This window comes from Sorangium sp. So ce385 (assembly GCF_051474135.1).
Classification (GTDB): domain Bacteria; phylum Myxococcota_A; class Polyangia; order Polyangiales; family Polyangiaceae; genus Sorangium; species Sorangium cellulosum_D.
Genome location: NZ_CP150337.1, coordinates 11,837,346 through 11,858,168, shown reverse-complemented (window position 1 = coordinate 11,858,168; position 20,823 = coordinate 11,837,346). Strand labels below are relative to the sequence as shown.

At 70.8% G+C, this 20,823-nt stretch carries 7 protein-coding genes; 3 read left to right on the top strand and 4 right to left on the bottom strand.

Features of this window, described 5'->3' with window-relative positions:
* Window positions 1-254: 254 nt before the first annotated feature.
* The 3 genes from WME83_RS43350 to WME83_RS43340 all read right to left on the bottom strand — a co-directional run bounded on the left by WME83_RS43350 (window position 255) and on the right by WME83_RS43340 (window position 6,367).
* The gene (locus tag WME83_RS43350; RefSeq protein WP_437315566.1) at window positions 255-1,133 is read right to left on the bottom strand and encodes a hypothetical protein; all 879 of its coding nucleotides are present in this window, start codon (window positions 1,131-1,133) and stop codon (window positions 255-257) included.
* A gap of 160 nt (window positions 1,134-1,293) precedes the next feature.
* Entirely contained in the window at window positions 1,294-3,312 is a 2,019-nt protein-coding gene (locus tag WME83_RS43345; RefSeq protein ID WP_437315565.1) for a hypothetical protein, read from the bottom strand.
* Window positions 3,313-3,946: 634 nt separating this feature from the next.
* A complete protein-coding gene (locus tag WME83_RS43340; protein WP_437315564.1) occupies window positions 3,947-6,367 on the bottom strand; it encodes a hypothetical protein in 2,421 nt (806 codons plus the stop codon).
* A 553-nt stretch (window positions 6,368-6,920) separates the two neighbouring features.
* On the opposite strand from WME83_RS43340, the gene WME83_RS43335 reads away from it, so the two are divergent.
* From WME83_RS43335 to WME83_RS43325, 3 genes are all read left to right on the top strand, one after another.
* Window positions 6,921-8,693 (top strand): S53 family peptidase, encoded by a 1,773-nt coding sequence (locus WME83_RS43335; RefSeq protein ID WP_437315563.1) that lies wholly within the window; start codon window positions 6,921-6,923, stop codon window positions 8,691-8,693.
* 79 nt (window positions 8,694-8,772) lie between these two features.
* The gene (locus tag WME83_RS43330) at window positions 8,773-12,393 is read left to right on the top strand and encodes a poly-gamma-glutamate biosynthesis protein PgsC/CapC (protein WP_437315562.1); all 3,621 of its coding nucleotides are present in this window, start codon (window positions 8,773-8,775) and stop codon (window positions 12,391-12,393) included.
* Window positions 12,390-15,113: a hypothetical protein gene (locus WME83_RS43325; RefSeq protein WP_437315561.1), complete on the top strand. Its 2,724-nt coding sequence runs from the start codon at window positions 12,390-12,392 to the stop codon at window positions 15,111-15,113. The genes WME83_RS43330 and WME83_RS43325 overlap by 4 nt, the downstream gene beginning before the upstream one ends.
* Before the next feature lie 65 nt (window positions 15,114-15,178).
* On the opposite strand, the gene WME83_RS43320 is transcribed toward WME83_RS43325, so the two are convergent.
* Window positions 15,179-20,788 (bottom strand): sister chromatid cohesion protein PDS5, encoded by a 5,610-nt coding sequence (locus WME83_RS43320; protein ID WP_437315560.1) that lies wholly within the window; start codon window positions 20,786-20,788, stop codon window positions 15,179-15,181.
* Between the last annotated feature and the right edge of the window lie 35 nt (window positions 20,789-20,823).

The window sequence follows — 20,823 nt, the reverse complement described above, 5'->3', positions numbered from 1 at the left end:
CCGTCATGGCCTGGAGGCCGACGGTGGAGGCCGCGTGCCGCGCCCCGGGCTCGACCTGGTTCGGGCTCGTCCTTCTGACCGGAGGACCGCCGGCCACGGGGCCGGCGCCTGCGGGAACGGGTGGGCGACCCGACCTCGGTTGAGGGCTCGTGGGTTGGGCGCTCGCGATCGCGACCCGAGGCAGGTCGGGCGCCCGACCGATCAGAGACGCCGACTGTATGGGGTTAGGGCATCAACGTCGGCCTGGACGGCCGCTACGGGTTGGTGCCCTGCGGAGTGTTGGCTTGAGGGGGGTTGGCCCGGGGCGGGTTGGCCCGGGGTGGATTGGCCCGGGGCGGGTTGGCTTGAGGGGCGTTGCCTTGGGGCGCGTTCGCTTGGGGGGCGTTACCTTGAGGCGGGTTGGCTTGGGGGGCGTTACCTTGAGGCGGGTTGGCTTGAGGTGGGTTGGCTTGCGGGCCGTTGCCTTGCGGGGGGGTGGCTTGCGGGCCGTTGCCTTGCGGGGCGTTGCCTTGAGGGATGGTCCCGGGTGTTCCGTTGCCCGGCCCTTCTTGGGCTTTTTGATCTTTGAGCCTCTGTGCGAGAATCTGGTTGGCGGAGCCGCGGCCGTCGTTCCATGTGGCCAGAGCCTGGTTGCAATCGTCGTTCGCCCGACGATCCGCCCCGACGGCCTTGTCTTTATCATTGGACAGCACGAGCGCGGCGGCCGCCGTGGATGCCGCGTCAGACGCGTCGTCGGCACGGCCGAGAAAACCAGCTGCGATGAGACCCAAAAGCCCAGCGCCGAGCGGGATCGCCGCGTTCAGAGCGTTCCGTCCGGTCGACGATTTCTCCGGTGTTGTTGCGATGAGAACAGTGCCAGCTCCGGCGGAGGCGATCGCGCTGCCTCCGAAGAACCAGCCCCATCTCGTCAACCCGATCGAGTGCACTCGAGCCGCATTTTCCAGATCTCTGCAGAAGTCCTGTCCCTGGATATTTGGATTTCCAGACGCGCCCAGCTTTCGACCCTGCGGTTCATAGGCTGCGGACTGGTAGCCTACTCCTGACTCGTAATAGTGGGCCTTTGGTAGCCCGCCGCAACCGGAGATTAAAGTTATGATGACGGCGGATATTGATGCCTTTGCGTGTCGGTTCATGTTCTTGCTCTTGGATCGATGCTTTTTTGATGTCTCGCGTTCACGTTTGGCGGGTGACCGATGTGTCGTCCCATGGCGTGACTGCGCTCATGCGCAGAGCGCCGCGTCCGCGCGGTCGATCTGCTGCTCTGTCGCGACGTTCCGCGTCGATCGCTCTGTCTCACCAGGACTCGGGCAGCACGAGCGCGAAGCGGACCCCGAGGTTGGTGCCTTTGACCCGGTCAAGGTGTACGTAAGAGAACCGGGGGGAGAAGAGCCCGACCTCCAGAGAGTTCAGAAGCGTGATAGCTGCGCCCGCTTCGACGCCTATGTCGAAGCGAAGCCCCGAGCCGTTCTCCTTTTCGTGGACGCGGTGCGTCAATTCGGCTTCGATGGGGCTCATCACGAGCGCGAGGAAATCGGGGATAATATAATATCTCAGCGGCGTGCCGAGCGCAACGCCAAATTCGTCGTAATTGCTCGCCTTGTGGCGAACTCCACCTAGCCTCGCTCCAACTCCGAGGCCCGAGCCTCCGAGGCCCGAGCGTCGGTTGATGCGGTCGCGATCTCTCGATACCTCCAGCGCTGGTGTCAAGAACGTCGACTCGTTGTCGACTGGCAGGACATTCCCTCCAACGAGGGTCAAAATAAAGCTGTAGGGGCTCGTTTGGAAATCATCGTTCAGAGGACGTAGATGCCATCTTTTTGCGTCGCGTCCGAACCGCTGCTCGCCGAAACGAGTCGGCGATCCAGAGTCGTTGTAATTGGGTACCGTCTTTCCGAAGGCGGTGGCAATGCCAATCGTGAACGGCTCGCCCTCGAACTTCTGTGATTCCCATGAAAATCTCGGGCCGGATAGGCTGAGATGTAGGGCGTCGAACAGGTACAGGTCGACTCGTGGTATATTGGCTCCAATACGTGGGTTCTTGAGATCTGGGGCGTCGAGTTCTAGAGAAAATGCGGTCACGCCGATTAATACGTTGTCTAGAATCGGCAAAGACAGGGAGATGTTGGTGCTCAATAGTACGTTAGAGCGGCTGTCTTTGCGTCGTATCCCAGCCTCGATCTCTGGAGCGTAGACGAACGGGAAGGAAAGCCCATTGAAGTCCATGAATCCAAGGGTGGCAGTGAGATCGTTGGCGCCTGGCACCGGATTCGGTCTGAAGCGGACGCCGAGGCTTCCTATCGGGCGCCACTCTCGGTCGATCTTTGCTGGTGGTCTGCTGTCCGACCATGAGTGCATGCTCTGGAAGTGTTCGTTGAGGTAGTGTGCCCATTCGTATCCGAGATAGTATCTGATCGGCTCGGCCGCGCGCTCGGTCGCTATCTTCTTGGTGACGCGATACAGAAGAAGTAGAAGGTCTTCGAGCGCCTGTGACGCCGCCAGAGCTCGATCGGTGAGGCACGAGCGCGGCATCGAGTAAGGGTGTCCCGTGCCGGGGCAGGCGGCGTCGTCGAGGACGTATTGGTCGTCTCGATCGTCGAACACTCCATGGTGACTGTCGCCTCCGAAATACTTCCAGCCGCTCCAGTGGATGGAGTAGGATGTCCATGCACGCAGCCGCCATGGCTTCAGGTATTCGATTCTGTTGTGCTTGTCCCTGCTGACGTGGGCGTCAGAGAACGAGTCCACGATGATGTGCATCAGCGCGTATACGCCTCGGTAGTCCCTGTTGGATTCCTCCGGGGCGCTCAGAATTCCGTTCAGCAGCGAGGTCATCATGCGCGTGCATCGCGCATACGCGTCTGTGGCCAGCGACCTGGGGACGTCGAGCCGGTGCGGCGTCGCTTCGGTCTCCGGCTCGCTTCCCCAAACGTCCGCCGCGCGCGCCATGAAATGGAAGCACTGGCCGTTCGACGAGAACTGCCTCGACATCACGAGATCCGGCTTCCCGGATCCTATGACCGGCCAGCTGAGAAATGGCTTGTCGAGGCCTTCGTCTCCGCAGTTGAAGCACTCCGGCTTTTCAAGGACGCCTTGCGCTATCAAGAAACCCAGGACCTCCTTGCCGCTGGCCTTGTTCCCGGTGCCGTCGTCGAACCGAGCATCGGTCTCGAGCAGCCATCGGTAGGTCACGGCCTCGATGACCTCGTGCCCATGCGGGTCGAAGGCGATGGCGGCGGTAGGGGCGCTGAATCCGAGAAATGCCGCTGCGGCGCCTGCACACCAGGCAGATCTCCGCTGTCTCAATTTCATCATGTTCCTCGGGGACACGTCTGTCCTGTGTTGCTGCGCGCACGGGACGACAGGAGCTGGTTATTCTGATGAACGCCGTAACCTGCAGCGGTGCCTGCTGGCGGATCGTCGCGATTCAATGAATCGAAGCGCGCACGCACCCGTGGCGGAGGCTCGCGTCGCAGAGCTATGCTCCAAGCGCAACTGATAGACTCAGCTGACGAGGCGCCGCCTGCCGCCGCAGCAGGATACACGGCCTGTCCAAGCTAGCCGCGAGTCAGCTATCGATGTCTCTGTTATTGAAATGCGCGGCAGGAGGTGCCGCGGGACGATCGCTCCGGCGATCGCTGCTCGACGTCCATGGGAACGACCGCACGATTCTGGTCACACCTCCTTCTCTTGTCGCCGGGGTGCGAACGATTCTCGTGAGTATAGGTCAGACATCGCCGCTCATGGAAGCGAAATCTCAATGGGCGCTCCACGAGCGCCGCCGTCGCGTGTCGCGTGTCGCGTGTCGCGTCCGTCGCATTGAAGCGAAATTGTCGTTCTACAGCAGGCGCGTGACGCGACGCATTGAGCGCCGATGCTCCACGCTCGGCGCGGTGAGGGGGAGGGCTCGCAGCACGGGCCCCTCGCGTCCCGCCCCCCTCTCGTCCCGCTACTTCGGGCTCGCCCTCCCGATCGCGATCACGTTCTGCTGCGCCGCCGGCTTGCCGCTCTCCTGCACGGCCGCGCCTACGCGCGGGTGCGCCCTGAGGAGCGTCACCGTCAGCGTGATGCCCCAGCCGTCGTTCGTCTTCAGCTCCGCCTGCCCGTGGCTGTCCTCCACGGCCAGGATGAGCCGGCCGAGCGGCTCGAGCCCCGCCGGCGCCGCGCCGGGCGCGGTCAGCACGCGCTGGAGCGCCGACTCCGGCAGCCCCAGGCCGAAGCCGACGTCCAGGATCGACAGCTGCACGCCCTGCGGGGCCTCGCGCACCGACACCACCGGGCCGTGCCCGGGGAGCCCGCGGCTCGCGACGTCGACAAGGAACGCCTCGAGCGCCTGCCCGAGCTCGCCCCGGTGCCCGAGCGCGTGCGTCGCGCCGCGGATCGGCTCGAGCCGCACCGCGCGGCCCGTCGCGCGGGCGGCGCTCGCGACCGCGTCGACCACGACGTCGACGAGCTGGAAGGCGCAGAGCGGATCCGTCGCGTCGCGCGCCGCGAGCGGCCGCACGTTCCCGGACACGGGCGCCGGCTGCTTCACCGGGATCAGCGCGGCGACGTAGCCCGCGATCCACGAGGAGCCGTCGGACTCGCGGCGCAGCGGGCGCACCGAGATCACCGCGGGCTCGGGCGCGTTGACGCTGAGCTCGATGCCCTCGTCGCTCGCCATCACGCTGGAGAGCGACACCTCCGCGCTGCCCGCCGACGTGGCGCCGAGGACGTCGCCCAGCGTGAGCGAGCCGGGCGGGAGCGCCGCGCTCGCGCTCTCCGCGGGCACCGTGACGTCGCGCGCGCGCAGCCACTTCGCGAACTCCGGCGCGAGGAAGCGGACGTCGCCGAAGGCGTCGGCGTACAGGAGCCCGACCGGCGCGCTCCGCAGCATCGACCCGAAGAGCTGGAGGTCGTCGAGCGCGACGCGCGCGCCCTCGACCAGATCGTCCGCCGGCGCGTGGCCGGCCCGCCCCTCGCCCGCGCCGCCCTCCGCGATCGCGGTGCGCGCGAGGCGCTTGCGGCGCAGGAGGAGCGCGAGCTCGCGGCCGACGTGCTCGGCCCGCTCCGGCTCGCGCGAGTACGTCGACTCCGCGACCGGGCCGCAGAAGAACACGTAGCCCTCGATCTCGCCGAACGCGATGAGCGGGACCACGACCGCCGGCATGTCCTGCTTCGTCAGGAAGCGGCGCGCCAGGCGGATCGCCGGCACGCCCTGCTCGCTGCTGTACGGCGGGCGGCGCACGTCGTGGCGGCGCTCCGCGACGAGGCTCTCGCCGCCCGGCCGATCGTTCCAGAACTTGAGGTGCCAGCTGCCCGGCGGCAGCTCCGCGACGAGCACGAGATCCGCCGGGTGCGCCTGCTCCGCGAGCCGCGCCACGCGCGGCCAGAACTCCTCGTCCGGCAGCGTGTGGACCCCCTGCATGCGGAACAGCGCGGCGCGCTGGATGAGCTCCGCGGCGCGATCGACCGAGCGCTGGACGGCGAGCCCGCGCAGGATCATCACGCCCGCGAACGCGACCGCGAGGCCGAACAGGGTGCTCGGCAGCGGCAGGAGGCTCGCCTCGGCCCGCGCGGCGAGCGCGCTCTGGCCCGCGGCGAGCGCGAACACGGCGAGGAACAGCGCGGCCGTCGCGACCAGGCTGCCGTGGCGGCGGCGCGCGAGCCCCACGAGCCCGCCCGCCGCCAGCACGAACAGCGCCGGCACCCAGGCCGGGGCCGAGGCGCGCCGGCCGCCGTCGAGCAGGCCGCCGAGCACCGCGGCGACGCCCTTCGCCGGCGGCAGCGCCGACGTCGCGACCGCCTGGGGCGGGACGCCCCCCGCGCCGACCGCGACGACCGCGACGCGGCCCTCGAGCGCGTTCACCGGGACCTGGCCGTCCGCGAGATCGCGGAGGCTGACCGCGGGGACGCTCTGCGGCGCCTTCTTGATCACCCAGGGCGCCGCGGAGACGCCGAGCGCGCCGAGCTCGGCCGCGCGCTCCTCGGCGCCCAGCGAGAAGAAGCCGACGACCTCGCCCGCGCTCAGGCGGAGGAGCGCCGGCGGCATCCGGACCGCGGGCGCGGCCCCCGCGCCGCGGCCCGCGGCGTCGCCGCCGCAGAACGCGTCCGCCGGGGGGATGAGCAGCGCGCCGCGCGCGCGCCCGCGCTCGAGCAGCCCGGGGAGCGAGCGCTCGCAGAGCCCGTCGCGCAGCGCCTCGGGCGACGCCGTGACGAGCAGCACCTGCGCGGAGGGCGCGGCGTCGGCGAGCGCCGACGCGGTGAGGCCGCGCGCCACGTAGTCGAACCGCTCGAGCGGCGCGACGGCGGCGATCAGCGCGCCGGCGGCGATCGAGAGCACATCGGGCCTGAGCCACGCGGAGCGCGCCGCCTCCGCCTGCGAGGTCATCGGACGCGGGATGCGAAAGGGCTTGGGGATCCGCGGACGGTAGGTCTTCGCCATACTCGCTGGAGAACGCAGCGCGAAAGGGGGCGCCGGACGCCCGGGCAGCCCGAGCGTCGCATCGTGGCCGCATCGATACAATTGTCTACCGAGGTCCGCCGCGCCAAATGCATCTGCGGTTCGAGAAGCAGGACGTCCCCTAGGGCGCGCCGTGGCGCCCCGTGGCGCCTCGCGCGCGGCGCGCTCGGGCCGACGCGCGGCGCGCTCGGGCCGACGCGCGGCGCGCTCCGGCCGATGCGCGGCGCGGCGCTCCGACCGAGCCGCCGCGCCGCGGCACAGCAGCGGATCTGTTCGAGACAAGGTGCGATGTGGTGCTCCGCACCCTCCGCCGAGGCGCGTTGTGTTGCGGGCGGCGCCCGTGTGATGCGACGTCGGCGCGCGCTGACGATTGGGCTGGATCGGCCTGTCGGAAGGGGTTTGAATCGCTCTGGGTATGCGCCGCACTTCACCCTCTCTCCGGGCCGCTCCTGTCCTCGGGTTGTTCGTTCTGGCAAACAGCGTGGCCTTCTCGGCCTCGAGCTGTGGCTGCGAGTCGGACGTGCACGTCGTCAATCCACCGGGCGGCGGCGGCGCGGGCGGCGGCGGCGCCGGCGGCGCGGGCGGCGCGGCCGGCAGCGGCGGGGCCGAGGCCGGGAGCGGCGGCGGGGGCGCGGCCGAAGGCGGCGGCGGGTCCGGCGGGGAGGGCGGGGTCGCGCTCCCGGACGAGCTGCCCGACTTCACCGAGGAAGAGCTCGAGCCGACCGAGGCCACGGACGGCATCCCGGCCCCGCTGCCGGGCGTGTACACGGACAAGGGCACGGCCGGCGGCGACGAGATCGTCCGCGCGCTGATGGGCTTCCCGATCCGCAACGCGGGGCTCCTCGAGAAGGCGATCGAGGAGATCTACGACCCACAGAGCCCGCGGTTCCGGCAGTACTTCACCCCGGAGGCGCTCATCGCGGCGCACGCGCCGCGGGAGCTCGACGTGCACCTCGTGAAGCTCTGGCTCGAGGAGCAGGGGCTCACGGTGAACTTCACGGCCACGAACCGGCTGCTGATCCAGTTCACCGGCACGGTGGCGCAGTTCAACGAGGCCTTCAAGACCGAGCTCCGGGTCTTCGAGCGCGAGAACCCGCAGGCGGGCAATCCGCCGTTCGACGTCTACGGCACCCTCGGCGAGCTCACCGTGCCGTCGTGGGTGTCCGATCGCACGACCGGCATCATCACGGCGGATCTCGCGGCGAGCACCAAGCCGCTGCCGGCCGAGGGCGGCAGCATCGAGCCGGATCCGCCGGAAGACGTCGACGCGGCGATGAGCCTCGCGCAGATCGCGGCCGCGTACGACATCGACGACCTCTACGAGCTCGGGTTCCGGGGCCAGGGCGTGAAGCTCGGGGTCACGGTCGGCGCCACCTTCAAGCTCAGGGATCTCCAGTCGTTCTGGCGGGGGCTCGGCGTGCAGCGGGCGAACCCGGAGGTCGTCGTGACGATGGAGCCGATCGCGACGCGCTACCTGGAGTCGACGCTCGACGTCCAGTGGTCGGGGGGCCTCGCGCCGGAGGCGGAGCTCGTGGTGTACCAGGGGCCCGACGCGCGCAACACGTCGATGGTCTACACGTTCAACGAGGCGATCGCGCGCGGCGAGGTGTCGGTCATCACCGACTCGTTCGCGCACCGCGAGGACTCCGAGCCGACGGCCGTGCGGCTCCAGTACCACAACTCGGCGCGCATGGCGGCGGCGCTCGGGATCACGGTCGTCGCGGCGACCGGCGACTCGGCGCAGACCGACACGCCCTCGGCGAGCCCGTACGTGACCGGCGTCGGCGGGACGTCGCTCTGGCTCACCAGGAACGGCGAGGTCGAGAGCGAGGTCGCCTGGCCGGGCTCGGGCTCCGGCCCGACGCTCTCGTTCGCGATCCCCGCGTGGCAGGTCGGGGTCGTGGAGGGGTCCGACGGCAAGCGCGCGGTCGCCGACGTCGCGATGCACGCCGCGGTCTCGCCGGCCCCGTACTGGGTCTACTACCTCGGCGAGTGGAAGCGCTACGGCGGGACGTCGTTCTCGTCGCCGGCGTTCGCGGGGCTCATCGCCGTGGTGAACAGCTACCGCGAGGCGCAGGGGCTGCCGCGCGTCGGGTTCCTCAACTCGATCCTCTACACGACCCCCGAAGTGCAGGCGACGTTCCGCGATATCGTGAGCGGCGAGACGGAGTTCTTTGCCGCGGGGCCCGGCTGGGACTACCCGACGGGCTGGGGCGCGCCGAGCGCGATCGGCCTCGCCACCACGCTCCCGTAGCGGCGCTCCCCGCGCGACCGGGCGGCGCCGCCCGAAGGCCCGACCCGCCCGCCGCCGCCCCGCCGCCGCCGCCCGCCGCATGCTCGACAACCTGCCGCTCTTCCCCCCGAACGGGCTCGATCGGAGCCTCCACACCGCGGTCCTGATCGGGCTCGTCTTCGGGACGTTCTTCACCGAGACGCTCGGCTGGACGTACGCGGGGCTCGTCGTGCCCGGCTACCTCGCGACGGTGTTCTTCGCGGCGCCGGTCACCGCGGTGTTCATCATCGCGGAGTCGGTCGTGACGTACCTGTTCGTCGCGCTGATCGGCCGCTGGATCACCCGGACGGGCGCGTGGTCGACGGCGTTCGGGCGCGAGCGGTTCTACCTGTTCATCGTCGGCGCGGTGATCGTGCGGCTCTTCGTCGAGGGCTTCGTCGTGCCCGAGGTCTCGGCGCGCTACGACTTCGTGCACTCGCGGGAGCTCTACAGCATCGGGCTCGTGCTCGTGCCGCTCATCGCGAACGCCTTCTGGAACAGCGGCCTCGTGCGCGCGGCGCCGCGGCTCGCGGTCGTCACGGCGCTGACGGCGCTCGTGCTCGGTGTGCTGCTCCGGACGACGAACCTCTCGGTCTCGCGCTTCCAGGTCCTCAACGAGAGCCTGTCGCTCGAGTTCCTCGAGCTGCCGAAGGCCCACATCATCCTGGTCATCGGCGCGCTGCTCGGCGCCCGCAACAACGTCCGCTACGGGTGGGACTACAACGGCATCCTCGTGCCCGGCCTGCTCGCCGTCGCCTGGTACGAGCCGACGAAGCTGCTCACGACGACGATCGAGGCGCTCGTCGTCTACTACCTCTCGCGCTGGATCACCTCGGTCCGCCCCTTCTCCCGGATGCTGCTCGTGGGGCCGAGGCGCATGATCTTCGTGTACGTGCTCGGCTTCCTCGTGAAGATGGCGATCGGCTTCGCCATGGTGCGGTTCGCGCCGGGGCTGCAGATGATCGACTACTTCGGGTTCGGCTACCTGCTCCCGAGCCTGCTCGCCGTGAAGATGTGGAACAAGGAGCACGTCGGCATCGTGATCATGCCGACGATCCAGGTGTCGCTCACGGCGTTCCTGGTCGGCAACGGGGTCGGCTACGCGCTCGTCGCGCTCGGCTGGGGCAGCGCGCCGCCGCCGCCCGCGGCCGAGGTCCGGCCGCCGCCGCGCGTCGAGAGCGCCGCGCTGTCGCTCGTGCTGGCCGACACGACGCCGCGCCCCGGCCCGCGCCCGAGGGCGGCCGCGATCGCCGCGGACATCGAGTCGCGGCGGGTCGCGCACCGGCTCGCGCGCAGCGTGCTGCGCGACGGCCGGCCGGCGGACGAGATCCTCGGCGTGGCGGAGCGCGCGCGGCTCTTCGTCGGGCGCGCGGGCGACGGCGAGCGGCCGTGGTACGTCCTCGGCGCCCGGTTCGACGATCCGGAGGACGCGCCGAGCGCGCCGCGGGCGGCGATCCGGAGGCGCGCCGGCCGGGGCCCGGGGGCGCCGGAGTGGCTGGTGCTGGCGGCGCCCGCCGAGGTCGGCTCGGCGCTGCCGGCGGTGGCGCTCCGGGTCGCGGAGCTGCTCGACGCCGCGGGGGTCGTGCTGCTGTCGCGCCACGGCGCGATCCGGCGGCACGACGAGGCGTTCGCGGCCTCGATGATCGAGGCGCTGGAGAGCCCGCAGGTGCTGATCGTCGAGCCGGGCGGCGGCGACGCGCCGGAGCTCAGCGTGGTGGGCACGCCGGCGGGGCTGCCGGTGGTGTCGATCGGCGAGGGGCTCGGCGCCGAGACGGCGATGACGTTCCGGCCGGCGGCCGAGCAGTCGACGCTCCTCGCCGACGCGCCGCGCCTGCGGGTGCCGCGCCCCGTCGCCGAGGCGGTCGGCGCGCGCGTGCTCGGCGCGCCGGAGGTCGTGCGCTGGAGCGGGACGCTCGAGGAGGAGCTCTCGAAGCGGATGGTGTCCCTGACGGAGGTCCAGCCGGGCCGGTTCCGCCCGCCGTCGATCGAGGAGCTGCGGCTGTTCGACAGCGTCGTGGCGCCGCGGCTGATCGCGGCGGCGACGCGCGCCGGCGGCGCTGCCGGCGCGCCGCCGCCGACGGCGTGGGAGCGGGCGATCCTCGGGCGCCTCGGCTTCCGCGAGGTGCGCATCGGCGGGACCGACGCCGCGCCCGCGGCGTGGGGCATCGCCGAGCCCGGGCCGGAGGAGGGCGGCCCGGAGCGCCGCGGGAACCCGGCGTGGCTCGTGCTCGCGAACGCGCCCGCGCCGCCGCCGCCGGCCGCGCGCGGGGGGGACCCCGCCGGCCCTGCGCCGTCGATCGGCGGCATCCTGCCGGTGTCGCCCTCGCCCGAGGCGGTGAGGACGGCGCTTACGGGCGCGATGCTGGTCGAGGTGCCCGCGCCGCGCTGGCAGATCGGGGCGTTCGGCGCGGGGCTCGCGCTCGCCGACGCGCTCTCGGCGCAGTCGCTGCTGCTCGCGGGGGCGGTGCCGACGGCGGAGCCGAGCGGGGCCGCCGACGTGCGGCGCGCCGAGGGGCTGCGCAGCTTCTTCCAGCGGGCGCACGAGGTCTGGGTCGGGGACGGCGGCAACGCGCTGTCGGTCCAGGCGATCGAGGCGGACCGGAGCTACGAGCGCGACGCGGTGATCTCGTTCGGGTACGAGGTCGTGCGGCCGGAGCACGTGCCCACGTTCGCGGGGCCGCTGCTGGAGACGCTGCGCGATCTGGAGCTGCGCGTGGGGATCTTCGACGGCACGCGCGAGCAGGTGCCGTTCAGCGGCGCGACGGACATGGCGATGGCCTACGCGAAGCGGTTCGCCGAGGGGCGGTTCGCGATCGTGTACCTGGGCAGCGCGATCCGTCGCTTCTTCGAGCTCCGGCGCTTCGCGGCGCCGGGGCAGGGGGAGACGCGCCTCGAGGCGCGGCTCACGCGGCTCGGCGTGGCGCCGGTGCCGCTCGACGTGGCCGCGCGCGCGCACGCGCTCGCGACGTGCGCGGGGAGCTCGGGCGCGGGCGCGAGCGGGGACGAGGCGTGCCCGACCCGGGGCGTGACCGCGGGGTGCGATCTCTCTGCTGCCATGGAAGCTTTCCGTCGCTACGCGACCGAGCGGAACCCGTACTACCTGCGGGCGCATTTCTCGGCGCTGGCGGCTGGGCCGGAGGGCGCGTCCGGGCCATCCGCGCAGGGGAATGCGCCGGCGCTGGCGCCGCAGGGCGTGGCGGCGGCGCGGGGCGTGGCGGCGGCGGCGGCGCGGGGCGTGGCGGCGGCGCGGGGCGGTGCGGCGGCGCGGGGCGGTGCGGCGGCGGCGCGAGCCGGTGCGGCGGCGCCGCCGCGGGTCGAGGCGCGGTGCCATGTGGAGCTCGGGCGCGACGTGATCACGGGGCGCCCGTGGGTCATCGCGGCCCGGCCGGGGGAGGCGCAGCTCTTGCCGATCGACGGCGCGCTCGTCGCGGTCCCGGGCGCCGCCGTGCCCGGCGGCGTGCGGCTGCGGCGCGCGGTCACCATCGGCACGAGCGCGCTCCGGATCGAGGCGGGCTCGCCTGGCGGGGCGGCTCCGGGGGCGCCCGGGTCCGGCTCGTCGGTGCCTGCGTCCGGGTCGTCGGTGCCTGCGTCCGGGTCGTCGGTGCCTGCGTCCGGGTCGTTGGTGCCTGCGTCCGGCTCGTCGCCGCCCGGCGCGGCCCCGCAGCAGGAGGCGGCCCCGTGACCGCCCCGGCGAAGCACCGCGCGCCGGCGGGCCACACCGCGCCCGCGCCGCCGCGCCCCGCGCGGCCGCCGCTCCGGGCGCGCTCGGCGACCGGCGGCTTCCGCGCGCACGCGAGCGCGCCGCGCAAGGCGCTGAACCCGCGCTGGCTCATCGCGATGGCGCTGCTCGGGGTGACGGCGTTCGCGCTCTCGATGCTGCCGGGCGCGCCGCCGCTGGGCACCTCGCTGCCGGCCGAGGACGAGATCCTCGCCTACCACATCGAGCCGGAGCGGGACCTCGCGATCAAGGTCCCGGCCGAGATCGACGCGGTCGAGGTGACGACCTGGGCGGCCGTGAAGGCCGACGTTTGCGACTCGGCGAGGCGCTATCCCTACGGGTTCGTCGCGGCGTTCGTGAACGAGCGGGGCAAGGAGGTCGCGCGGCACGTGTACGACCTGGAGAGCCGGGTCAGCTGCGATCCGGACCGCCCGCTCGGCGAGGGCGAGTACGCGGCGCGGCTCGCGAGCGGCGCGGGCGCGGTGACGGATCCGCGCTCGACGCTGCTCATCACGCACGACGTGCTCCCGCAGGGCGGGCAGGTGCGGCTCCGGGCGAAGCCCGCCGTGGACACCGACGGCAGGCCGCTCGACCTCACGATCCTGTCGCGGCTGGAGGGGCGCTACCAGCGCAGCGAGGCGTCGCGCGCGCTCTACGAGCAGAGCCTCGACGCCGAGGAGCGGCGGCAGATGGGGCGCCGGGTGTCGGCGCTCGGCTTCGCCGATCTGCCGGAACCGTCGCGCAAGGAGCTGCTCCGGGGCTGGGCGCGGCGGCTCGAGGCCGGGGGCCGCGAGGGGATCGACTACGAGATGTCGCGGCTCCTCTTGCGGCGGTTCCGGATGCCGTTCCCGCGCGCCGAGGGGCGCGGCGCGTCCGAGTTCGTGATCGGCGAGCGCCACGCGGCGGCGCTGAACTTCCGCGGCCCGCTGTCGCTCGACATCGAGGGTCCGCCGGGCCGCACCGTGCGCGTCGCGGACGGCGCGAGCGCGCCCGCGAGCGTCGAGCTCGGCCCGCTCGGGCGGGCGACGGTGCGGCTGTCGCGGGAGGACATCCGGACGGTGGTGATCGACGGCGTCGGCCCGGATTTCGGCGTGCGGTTCGGCGCGCCGGAGGCGCAGGCGATGCAGCAGATCGGCGAGATCGTGCACCCGGCGATGCCCCCGCCCGCGGTCGCGGCGGCTCCTTCCGCGGCGGCGGAGGCCTCCGGCGCGGCGCCGGAGCCGGCGACGGAGGCCCCCGGCGCGGCGCTGGCCGCGCCGATGCGGCTCCAGACGCCCCCGGACGTGCGCCTGGTGCGCTACCTGGCGCTGGATCCGAGCGATCCGGTCATCGCGCGGATGGCGCCCGGGCAGGAGCTCCTCGGGCTCCTGATCCGGACCGAGATCGAGGCGAGCGGCGGCGCGAACCAGGGTGACGCGACGGTGGTGGCGCGGTGGGGGCCGGGTCCGACCGAGCGCGCGGAGCTCAAGGTGACGCTCCCGCGCTCGCGCTTCGAGTGGTGGACCGACGGGTTCGACGCGTCCGAGCCGCGGCTCGCGATCCTCCGGCCGCCGGAGGGGGTCGAGCGCATCGAGATCACGGGGGACGCGAGGACGCACGTGCGGCTGCGCGCGATCGAGCCTGGCGTGAACGAGACGCTGTACCGGCTGCCGTACCGGGTCACGCTGGCCGAGGACGAGACGTGGCGCTACGCGCCGTTCGACGTGAGCACGTGGACCGACGTCCGCGCGGTCAACCTCGACGAGCTGGAGCGGAAGGAGCGCTTCTCGGATCTGCGCGAGCAGGTGCGGATCGAGCGGTCGGGGGAGGGCGCCAAGTCGGACGCGGATCGCCCGGAGCGGATCCTGCTCCCGGAGCACGCGCCGGTGCGTCGGCGGCTCTTGATGCCGGCGTGGCAGTCGGCGGGGGAGGCGTCGCCGGGCGACGCGTGGACGCCGCTCTTGGTGGCGAAGGACGTGCGCGTGGACGGGGAGGGGGCGCGGGCGGGCCGGCTGTCGGTCATTTACCGGGCGGCGCGCGCGTCGCTGGGCAAGGAGGTCGCGGTGCGCGTGGACGGCGAGGTGGCGCTGAGGGAGCCGATCGTGGCGCTGTCGGGCGCGCTGCGCGTGGCGGCGCCTGCGGGCACGCGGCGGGTCGAGATCGAGGGGCTCGGCGGCGCGGGGGTGGCGTACACGGACGCGCCGCCGGCGAACGGCGGGGCGATCGTGCGCCGGCGCGACGTGTTCGAGCTGACGCGGGCGCGGCCGATGACGTACCGGTTCAAGCAGGCTGCGGGCGAGACGCTGCACCTCGTGCTGTTCGTGGTGACGCCCGGGGAGAACGCGGACTACCGCATCCGCTACCGCATCGAGGGGGCGAAGCCTGGGTCGCGGGAGGCGGCGTTCTTCCGGCGGGTGACGATCCCGGACGGCGTGCTGGCGGGCCGTGGCGGGGATCTGACGCGGGCGACGCTGTGGGAGGCGGCGACGGAGGAGCGCGGCAAGGACGGTGTGGGGCGCGGGGTGATCCGGCTGGGGGACGATCTCGCGCCGGGGGAGCGGGTGGTGAGGCTGTCGCTGCTCGGGCCGCAGGCGGGCGACGCGGGGGAGCCGGCGAAGGCGGTGTGGGTGGGGGCGGTGCTGGTCGGGCAGCGGGCGCCGGGGCGGGACAATGGGCCGCGGCTCTGGGTGGAGGACGATCCGTGATGGGGGCGGGTGGAGCGGGGGCCTGCGGGCGCGGGGGAGTTTCCGCGCGTCGTTGCCCGGGGCAGCTACAACGATAGCTGATAGCGCGGCGCAGGGTCTTTCCCGCGCCCCGCCGTCCAGCGCGCGTCCGGCTTCCACGTCCCGTTGATCTCCTCCCGACGGCGCGTCTCGACCGTGAGCGTGCCGCCCTCGAAGCGGAGGAGCTGATACTGGAGCGGATAGCCGGGGACCCATTCGTGCGTTGGCGCGCCGAACGTGCCGGCGCAGACGAGCTCGAGCCGGCGGCCAGCGGCGGAGACGTCGTAGCGGTAGAGGCCGTTCTGCGCCTTGTGGATGTGGCCGTGGAGCCCGAGGCGGAAGTCGGCGCCGGCGAGCCGCTCCAGGAAGCCGTGGTCCTTGATGCGGTCCTCGAACGCGCTGTTGACCGGGTGATGCCAGACGGCGATCTTGAGCCAGTCGCGCGTTTCGACGTCGCTCCGGATCCGGTCGAGCGCGCGGCTCAGCGCCTGCGGGTGGATGGCGGCGCGCGCGCGGAAGTGGTGGTCGAGGTCCCAGGCGGAGTTCAGGCCGAGGACGAGGAGGCGCTGCGCGGGGAACCGGTAGAGCAGTCCCTGCTGCTCGGGGGACAGGGGATAGGGCTCGCCGCGGAGATCCTCGTAGAACCTGGCGAAGTGCTCGAATCGCTTCGCGTAGAGCTCCTCGTCGCGCACGCGGACGGCGCCGCTCCCGATATCGATGAAGTGGCCGTCCTCGAGCTTTCCCGTGTAATCGTCCCGCTCGAACAGCTTGTAGGCCTTCTTCGCGAGGCCCCAGTGGAGGTCGTGGTTCCCGGGCACCGGGATCACCTGCTGCGGGGAGAGCTGGAACTCGCCGCAGAGCTTCTCCAGGAACAGCCGGGCGGCGTCGTACTCCTCGGGCGTGGACTGGTTGGCGATGTCGCCGGAGAGGATGACAGCGTCGAGCCGGGAGCAGGCGAGCTCGCCTCGCAGATCTTCGGCGAGCTGGCTGTACCAGGCGGCGGCGCTCTCGCGCGTGCCGAAGTGGAGATCGGAGAGGTGGAGGAGGAGAGAGGGAGGCAAGGGCTGCATGGCGGTGCTCGGTGGGGTGGGCTCGATGAGCTGCTGGAACTCCGAAGACGCGGTCTTTGTCAATGCTTCAATGTCGGATTCGGCTTCGGGTGAGACGGCGAGGCGCAGGAGCGCGTTGTATGCTGCGTCACGTGTGCTCTCTTCGGTGTCCTCGTGCAGCACTCGCGTCAAACGCTCGAAGATGCCGTCATTCCGATAGATCGGCTCCAGTGTGCCGAGCACCTGTGCGGCCTGTGTCCGTATTCGGCCAGCGCTGCGAAAGCAGTTGTACCAGGGGCTCGTGGCGTAGTCCAAGGCCTCCACAGTCGCCGCGATAGCAGCCATACTTACGCCCTGATCGCGGTCGTTGATCAAGGCTGCAGCCGCTTCGAGGCGTGCCGGCCAGCTCTCCTCGGCCCTCGTATCGTCGAGCAGTCCGTGCAAGGTGGGTAACGCATCCGGCGGTGGCCCGCCAGGCATCGCCAAGAGCGTCCATGCGGCGCTCTTCCTCTCGGGCCACCGGCTGGACTGAAGCATCGAGATTATATGTTCGAGGACCTCTTTGTCTTGTGAGGCCGCCTGCGAGTATGCCTCCGCGAGGCGAGCGCGCGTCCGCTCTGTCTCCGGGTTATTGAACTCGTCCACCACGCCGAGCCACTCGATGAGGCGTCGTCGTATCTCGGGGACGCCGATGGCCAGTGGGGCGAGCGCATGGACTGCCGTGATGCGCACGTGAAATGACTCGTCTTTGATCTTGTCGACGATCGAGCTCCGTATTGTGAGTTCGTGTCGTAGTGCTGGTTCGAGGGTCGTGATCGCCGCGCGTCGAACTTCGATGCTCGAATCGTCGAGCTTGCGGAGGATTGACTGTTGGATCTCCGAATCCTTCGGTACCAGCGCTCTCAGGGCGCGTATCGCCGTGCCCCGCACGGTTTCCGATGCGTCGTCTAGCTTGCCGAGAACGAGCTCTCGGGTCTCCGCCTCTTCCGGCACCAGCCTCTCCACTGCGCGCACCGACGCCTCACGCACCGTCTCTCCCGGATCATTGAATCTGGCGAGGGTGAGCCTGTGGACTTCCGTGTCGCTGGACACTGACGATCTCAAGGCGAGCACCGCTGCGCGTCGTATGCTCTCGATCGGGTCGTCGAGCTTGCCCAAGATGAGGCTGCGGACTTCTGCATCGCTGGACACCAACGACCCCAAGGCATGCACCGCCGCGGGACGTATGCTTTCGTCCGGATCGACGAGCTTGTCGAGGACGAGCCTGCGAATATGTGGTTTTCTCGATGCTAGCGGCCCTAGGTTTTGAATCAATTTGAAGCATGATATTCGTGTAAGTTTGTGGATTTTCTCGAGGAGGTGGCGGACGATCTCCTCGTCGCCGAGCAACGGGATCAGCGCGCTGACCGCCGCGTAAGCTACGCCGTCGGAGTCGTTGAGCTTGTCGAGGATGAGTTGGCGAGCTTCGGCGTCGTACGAGGCCAACGGGCCCAGGACGCTCACGGCTGCCACGCGCACGCTCCCGTCGGCATCGCCGAGCTTTCCGAAGAGGAGAGGGAGGACCCGTGTGTCAGCAGGTACTAGCGCCCTGAGCGTGTGCACCGCGGCCACACGCACGTCCTCGTCTGGATCGTCCAGCTTGCTGAGGAGGAGAGTGCGGACGTCTGCATCGTTCGATGCGATCGACTGGAGGGCGTGTATCGCTGCTACGCGAACGCTCCCGTCTGCGTCGTCCAGCCTGTTCAGGATGCTTTGGTGGATGTCGTCGTTTGTCGATGTCAATGCTTGCACGGCGTGAATCATCTCGTGCAGCACTGGGTGTTTTGTGTTGCTCAGCGTGCCGAGCAGGAGCTTGCGCAGGGATGCGTCGTTCGACGCTATCGGTTTTATGGTCGTGATGGCCACTGCGCGCGTTTGTGGGCTTGGATTGTTGAGGTGCGTGAGTATGCTGTCGCGCACTTCTTGGTCGAGCAGGGCGAGGGTTCTGCTCGCGGTGATGGCTGCATGGTGAGCTCCGTTCTTCGAGTCGTTCAGGTTTTTGAGGATGATTTGGCGGAGCTCGTCGCTCGTCGGCGCGAGAGGCCCGAGCGCAGTGAGCGCTTCTTGTCTTATGATCTTGTTTGGCCCCGTTGTTCTCTTGAGGAGCAAATCGCGAACCTTGTCGTCGCTCGCCGCCAGGGGCCCCAGGGCGTGAATCGCCGCTGCGCAGGTCTCTTCATTCGCGGAGTCGAGCATCTCCACGAGCTTGTCTCGGACATCGGCGTCGCTTGCCACGATCGGGATCAACGAGGCGATCGCTGCCTGAAGCACCATCTCGTCGAGGTCGTCCAGCATCTTCAAGAGAAGGTCGCGTATCTCTCTGTCGCTCGCAGCGAGTCCTCCAAGCGCCGTGACTGCCTCCTGGCGCGTCATCTCGTCTGGGACGTGCAGCTGCGTCAGCAGCAGGTCACGCACCTCCCTGTCGGACGGCGCGATCGTCCCCAGGGCGTCGACTATCATCCATGAAGCGTCTCTTCTGGTGGCGAGCTTCTTGATGAGGATCTCTCGGATCGTCGTGTCGCTCGCCGCTGTGGTCTTCAGCGCGTCGAGCGCGCTGCGACACACGGTGATGTCGGGATCGTCCAACCATTCGCTCAGAGCTCGACGCAACCCCGTGAGGCTTTCGGCCCTGAGCACATTGTCGAGAGATCGCGCGATCTCCTCCGGGCGTCTCTTGTCCCGGATCCTCTGCTCTAGCCTCGCATGTGCTCCGTCGTGCGATAATCGCGCGAGTTTCGCGAGTCCGCTCAACGCCTCCAGGCGCACAGTAGGGACTGAAGCGTCGGCGAGCGCGTTCAGCTCGAATGTAAGCTCGTCGAGCAGCGCCCGATCGAACCCCACGCCGTCCGCCGCCATCGCGCTCGCGAGGAGGACATCCCGGTGCAGGATCTCCTCGTGCAGGCTCTGGGCCCCGAGGATCCGCCGCCCCAGCTCGCTCACCGCCCTGTTCCGCCCCTCCACGATCCCGAGCTGCCCGGCGCACAGGAGGATCGGCTCCCGCCAGCGTGGCCGGTGCAGGTTCTCCTTCAGGATCGCCCACCGCTCCTCGGGGTCCATCCGCGCCAGCGCCCGACCTGCGAAGTATTCCTGGAACGTGAGGTGCAAAAAGCCGAACGCATCCTGCCCGCGCTCCGCGAGCAGCCCGGCGAAGTGCCGCATGTCCTTGAGGAACAGCGCGGCCTTGTCGTGCGCCTGCTGCCTGTCCTTGGGGGAGGCCCTCAGCGGATCGATCCCGTCCGCGCGCAGCGCGATCTCGACGAGCGCCCCCTCCAGGTCCTGCCGGCGCGCCGTTCCGCTCGGCTTGTGCCGCTGGAGCCAGAGCGCGAGCTCGATGAGGTAGGTCGTCGCGAGGTTCCGGTCGAAGCGCGGGGGCTCGCGGGTGCGGGCGCCGTCGCTGCGCGCGCTCTCCCAGTTGCTGTCGAGCAGCATCTCGATGTAGCGCTCGTACAGCCTCACCCGCTCGTCCGGGAGCCTCCCGCCCTGGCGCCGGAGCAGCGCCAGCATCGTCAGGAGGAGCGGGTTCGCCGCGAGCCGGAGCACGCTCGGGTTGGCGCGCACCTCGGCGAGGAGCTCTTTCTCCTCCTGCGCCGCGCGCTTCAGCGCCACGGCCGTGCGCTGCCCGTCGGCGAGCCACACCTCGCACGCCTCGCACCACCTGCGCGCGAACGCCTCGATCTCGCGCTCCCCGAAGTCGAGCACGGTGACGTGGGGCAGGTCGCCGGGGAGCTGGGCCTCGCGGTAGCCCACGATCCGGCTCGTCACCACGAAGCGGTTGCCGCGCGCGGCCTCGCCCTGGATCAGGGCGCGCGCCTGGTTGGCGATGTGACGGCGGGTCGTGATGTCGAGGACCTCGTCGAGGCCGTCGAGGAGCACGAGCGCCCGGCCCTCGTCGAGCGCCTGCTGGAAGAGCGGGGCGAGGCCGCCGCGGGAGCACCACGTGTCGTAGTAGACGGGCAGGAAGTCGGAGAGCGAGAGCGGCTCGTGATCGCGGCGCAGCCAGTCGTCGTACGCGGCGAGCGGCACGAAGATGGGCAGGCGCGGCTGCCCTCTCGCCGCGCGGAGCTCCGCGCCCTGCAGCGGCGCCGCGCCCGCGCGCTCGGGGAGGCCCTCGCGCGCGGCGCGCAGGGCGAGGTAGTGCAGCAGCGTGGTCTTTCCGCAGCCGGGATCGCCGAGGATGACCAGCCCCGGGCGGGCGGGATCGGCGAGCGCCTCGTCCATCGAGCGGCGCACCATGCGGCCCTGTCCGCGACGGCTCTCCTCGCGCCAGCGCTCGACACGGAGGCTGTCGAGCTCGCGGCGGAGATCGCCGTCGGGCAGGCCGCGCGCCTCCGCCTCGACGAGCAGCCGGCGCTCGTCCGCGCTGTAGGTGTCGGCGGCGTCGGGGACGTCGGCGACGGCCTTGAGCTCGACATAGATGTCCTCGAGGGGCAGGCTGATGGCCTTGCCCGATCTCGAGATGCCTTTGAACGTGAGCCGCTCGAACTGCTCCACGAGCAGCTGGCGATACTGGCGCTCTCGGGCCGCGAGGTCGGTCTCGGCGGAAGCTCCGCGCTGAGAGACGGAATCCATCTCGGGCAGGATAACCTGGCGCCCCCGCGGGCAGG

Bases quoted from the DNA above. Each gene is read 5' to 3' on its own strand.
- WME83_RS43350 (WP_437315566.1), bottom strand. From the start codon at position 1,133: ATGAACCGACACGCAAAGGCATCAATATCCGCCGTCATCATAACTTTA.
- WME83_RS43345 (WP_437315565.1), bottom strand. From the start codon at position 3,312: ATGATGAAATTGAGACAGCGGAGATCTGCCTGGTGTGCAGGCGCCGCA.
- WME83_RS43340 (WP_437315564.1), bottom strand. From the start codon at position 6,367: ATGACCTCGCAGGCGGAGGCGGCGCGCTCCGCGTGGCTCAGGCCCGAT.
- WME83_RS43330 (WP_437315562.1), top strand. From the start codon at position 8,773: ATGCTCGACAACCTGCCGCTCTTCCCCCCGAACGGGCTCGATCGGAGC.
- WME83_RS43320 (WP_437315560.1), bottom strand. From the start codon at position 20,788: ATGGATTCCGTCTCTCAGCGCGGAGCTTCCGCCGAGACCGACCTCGCG.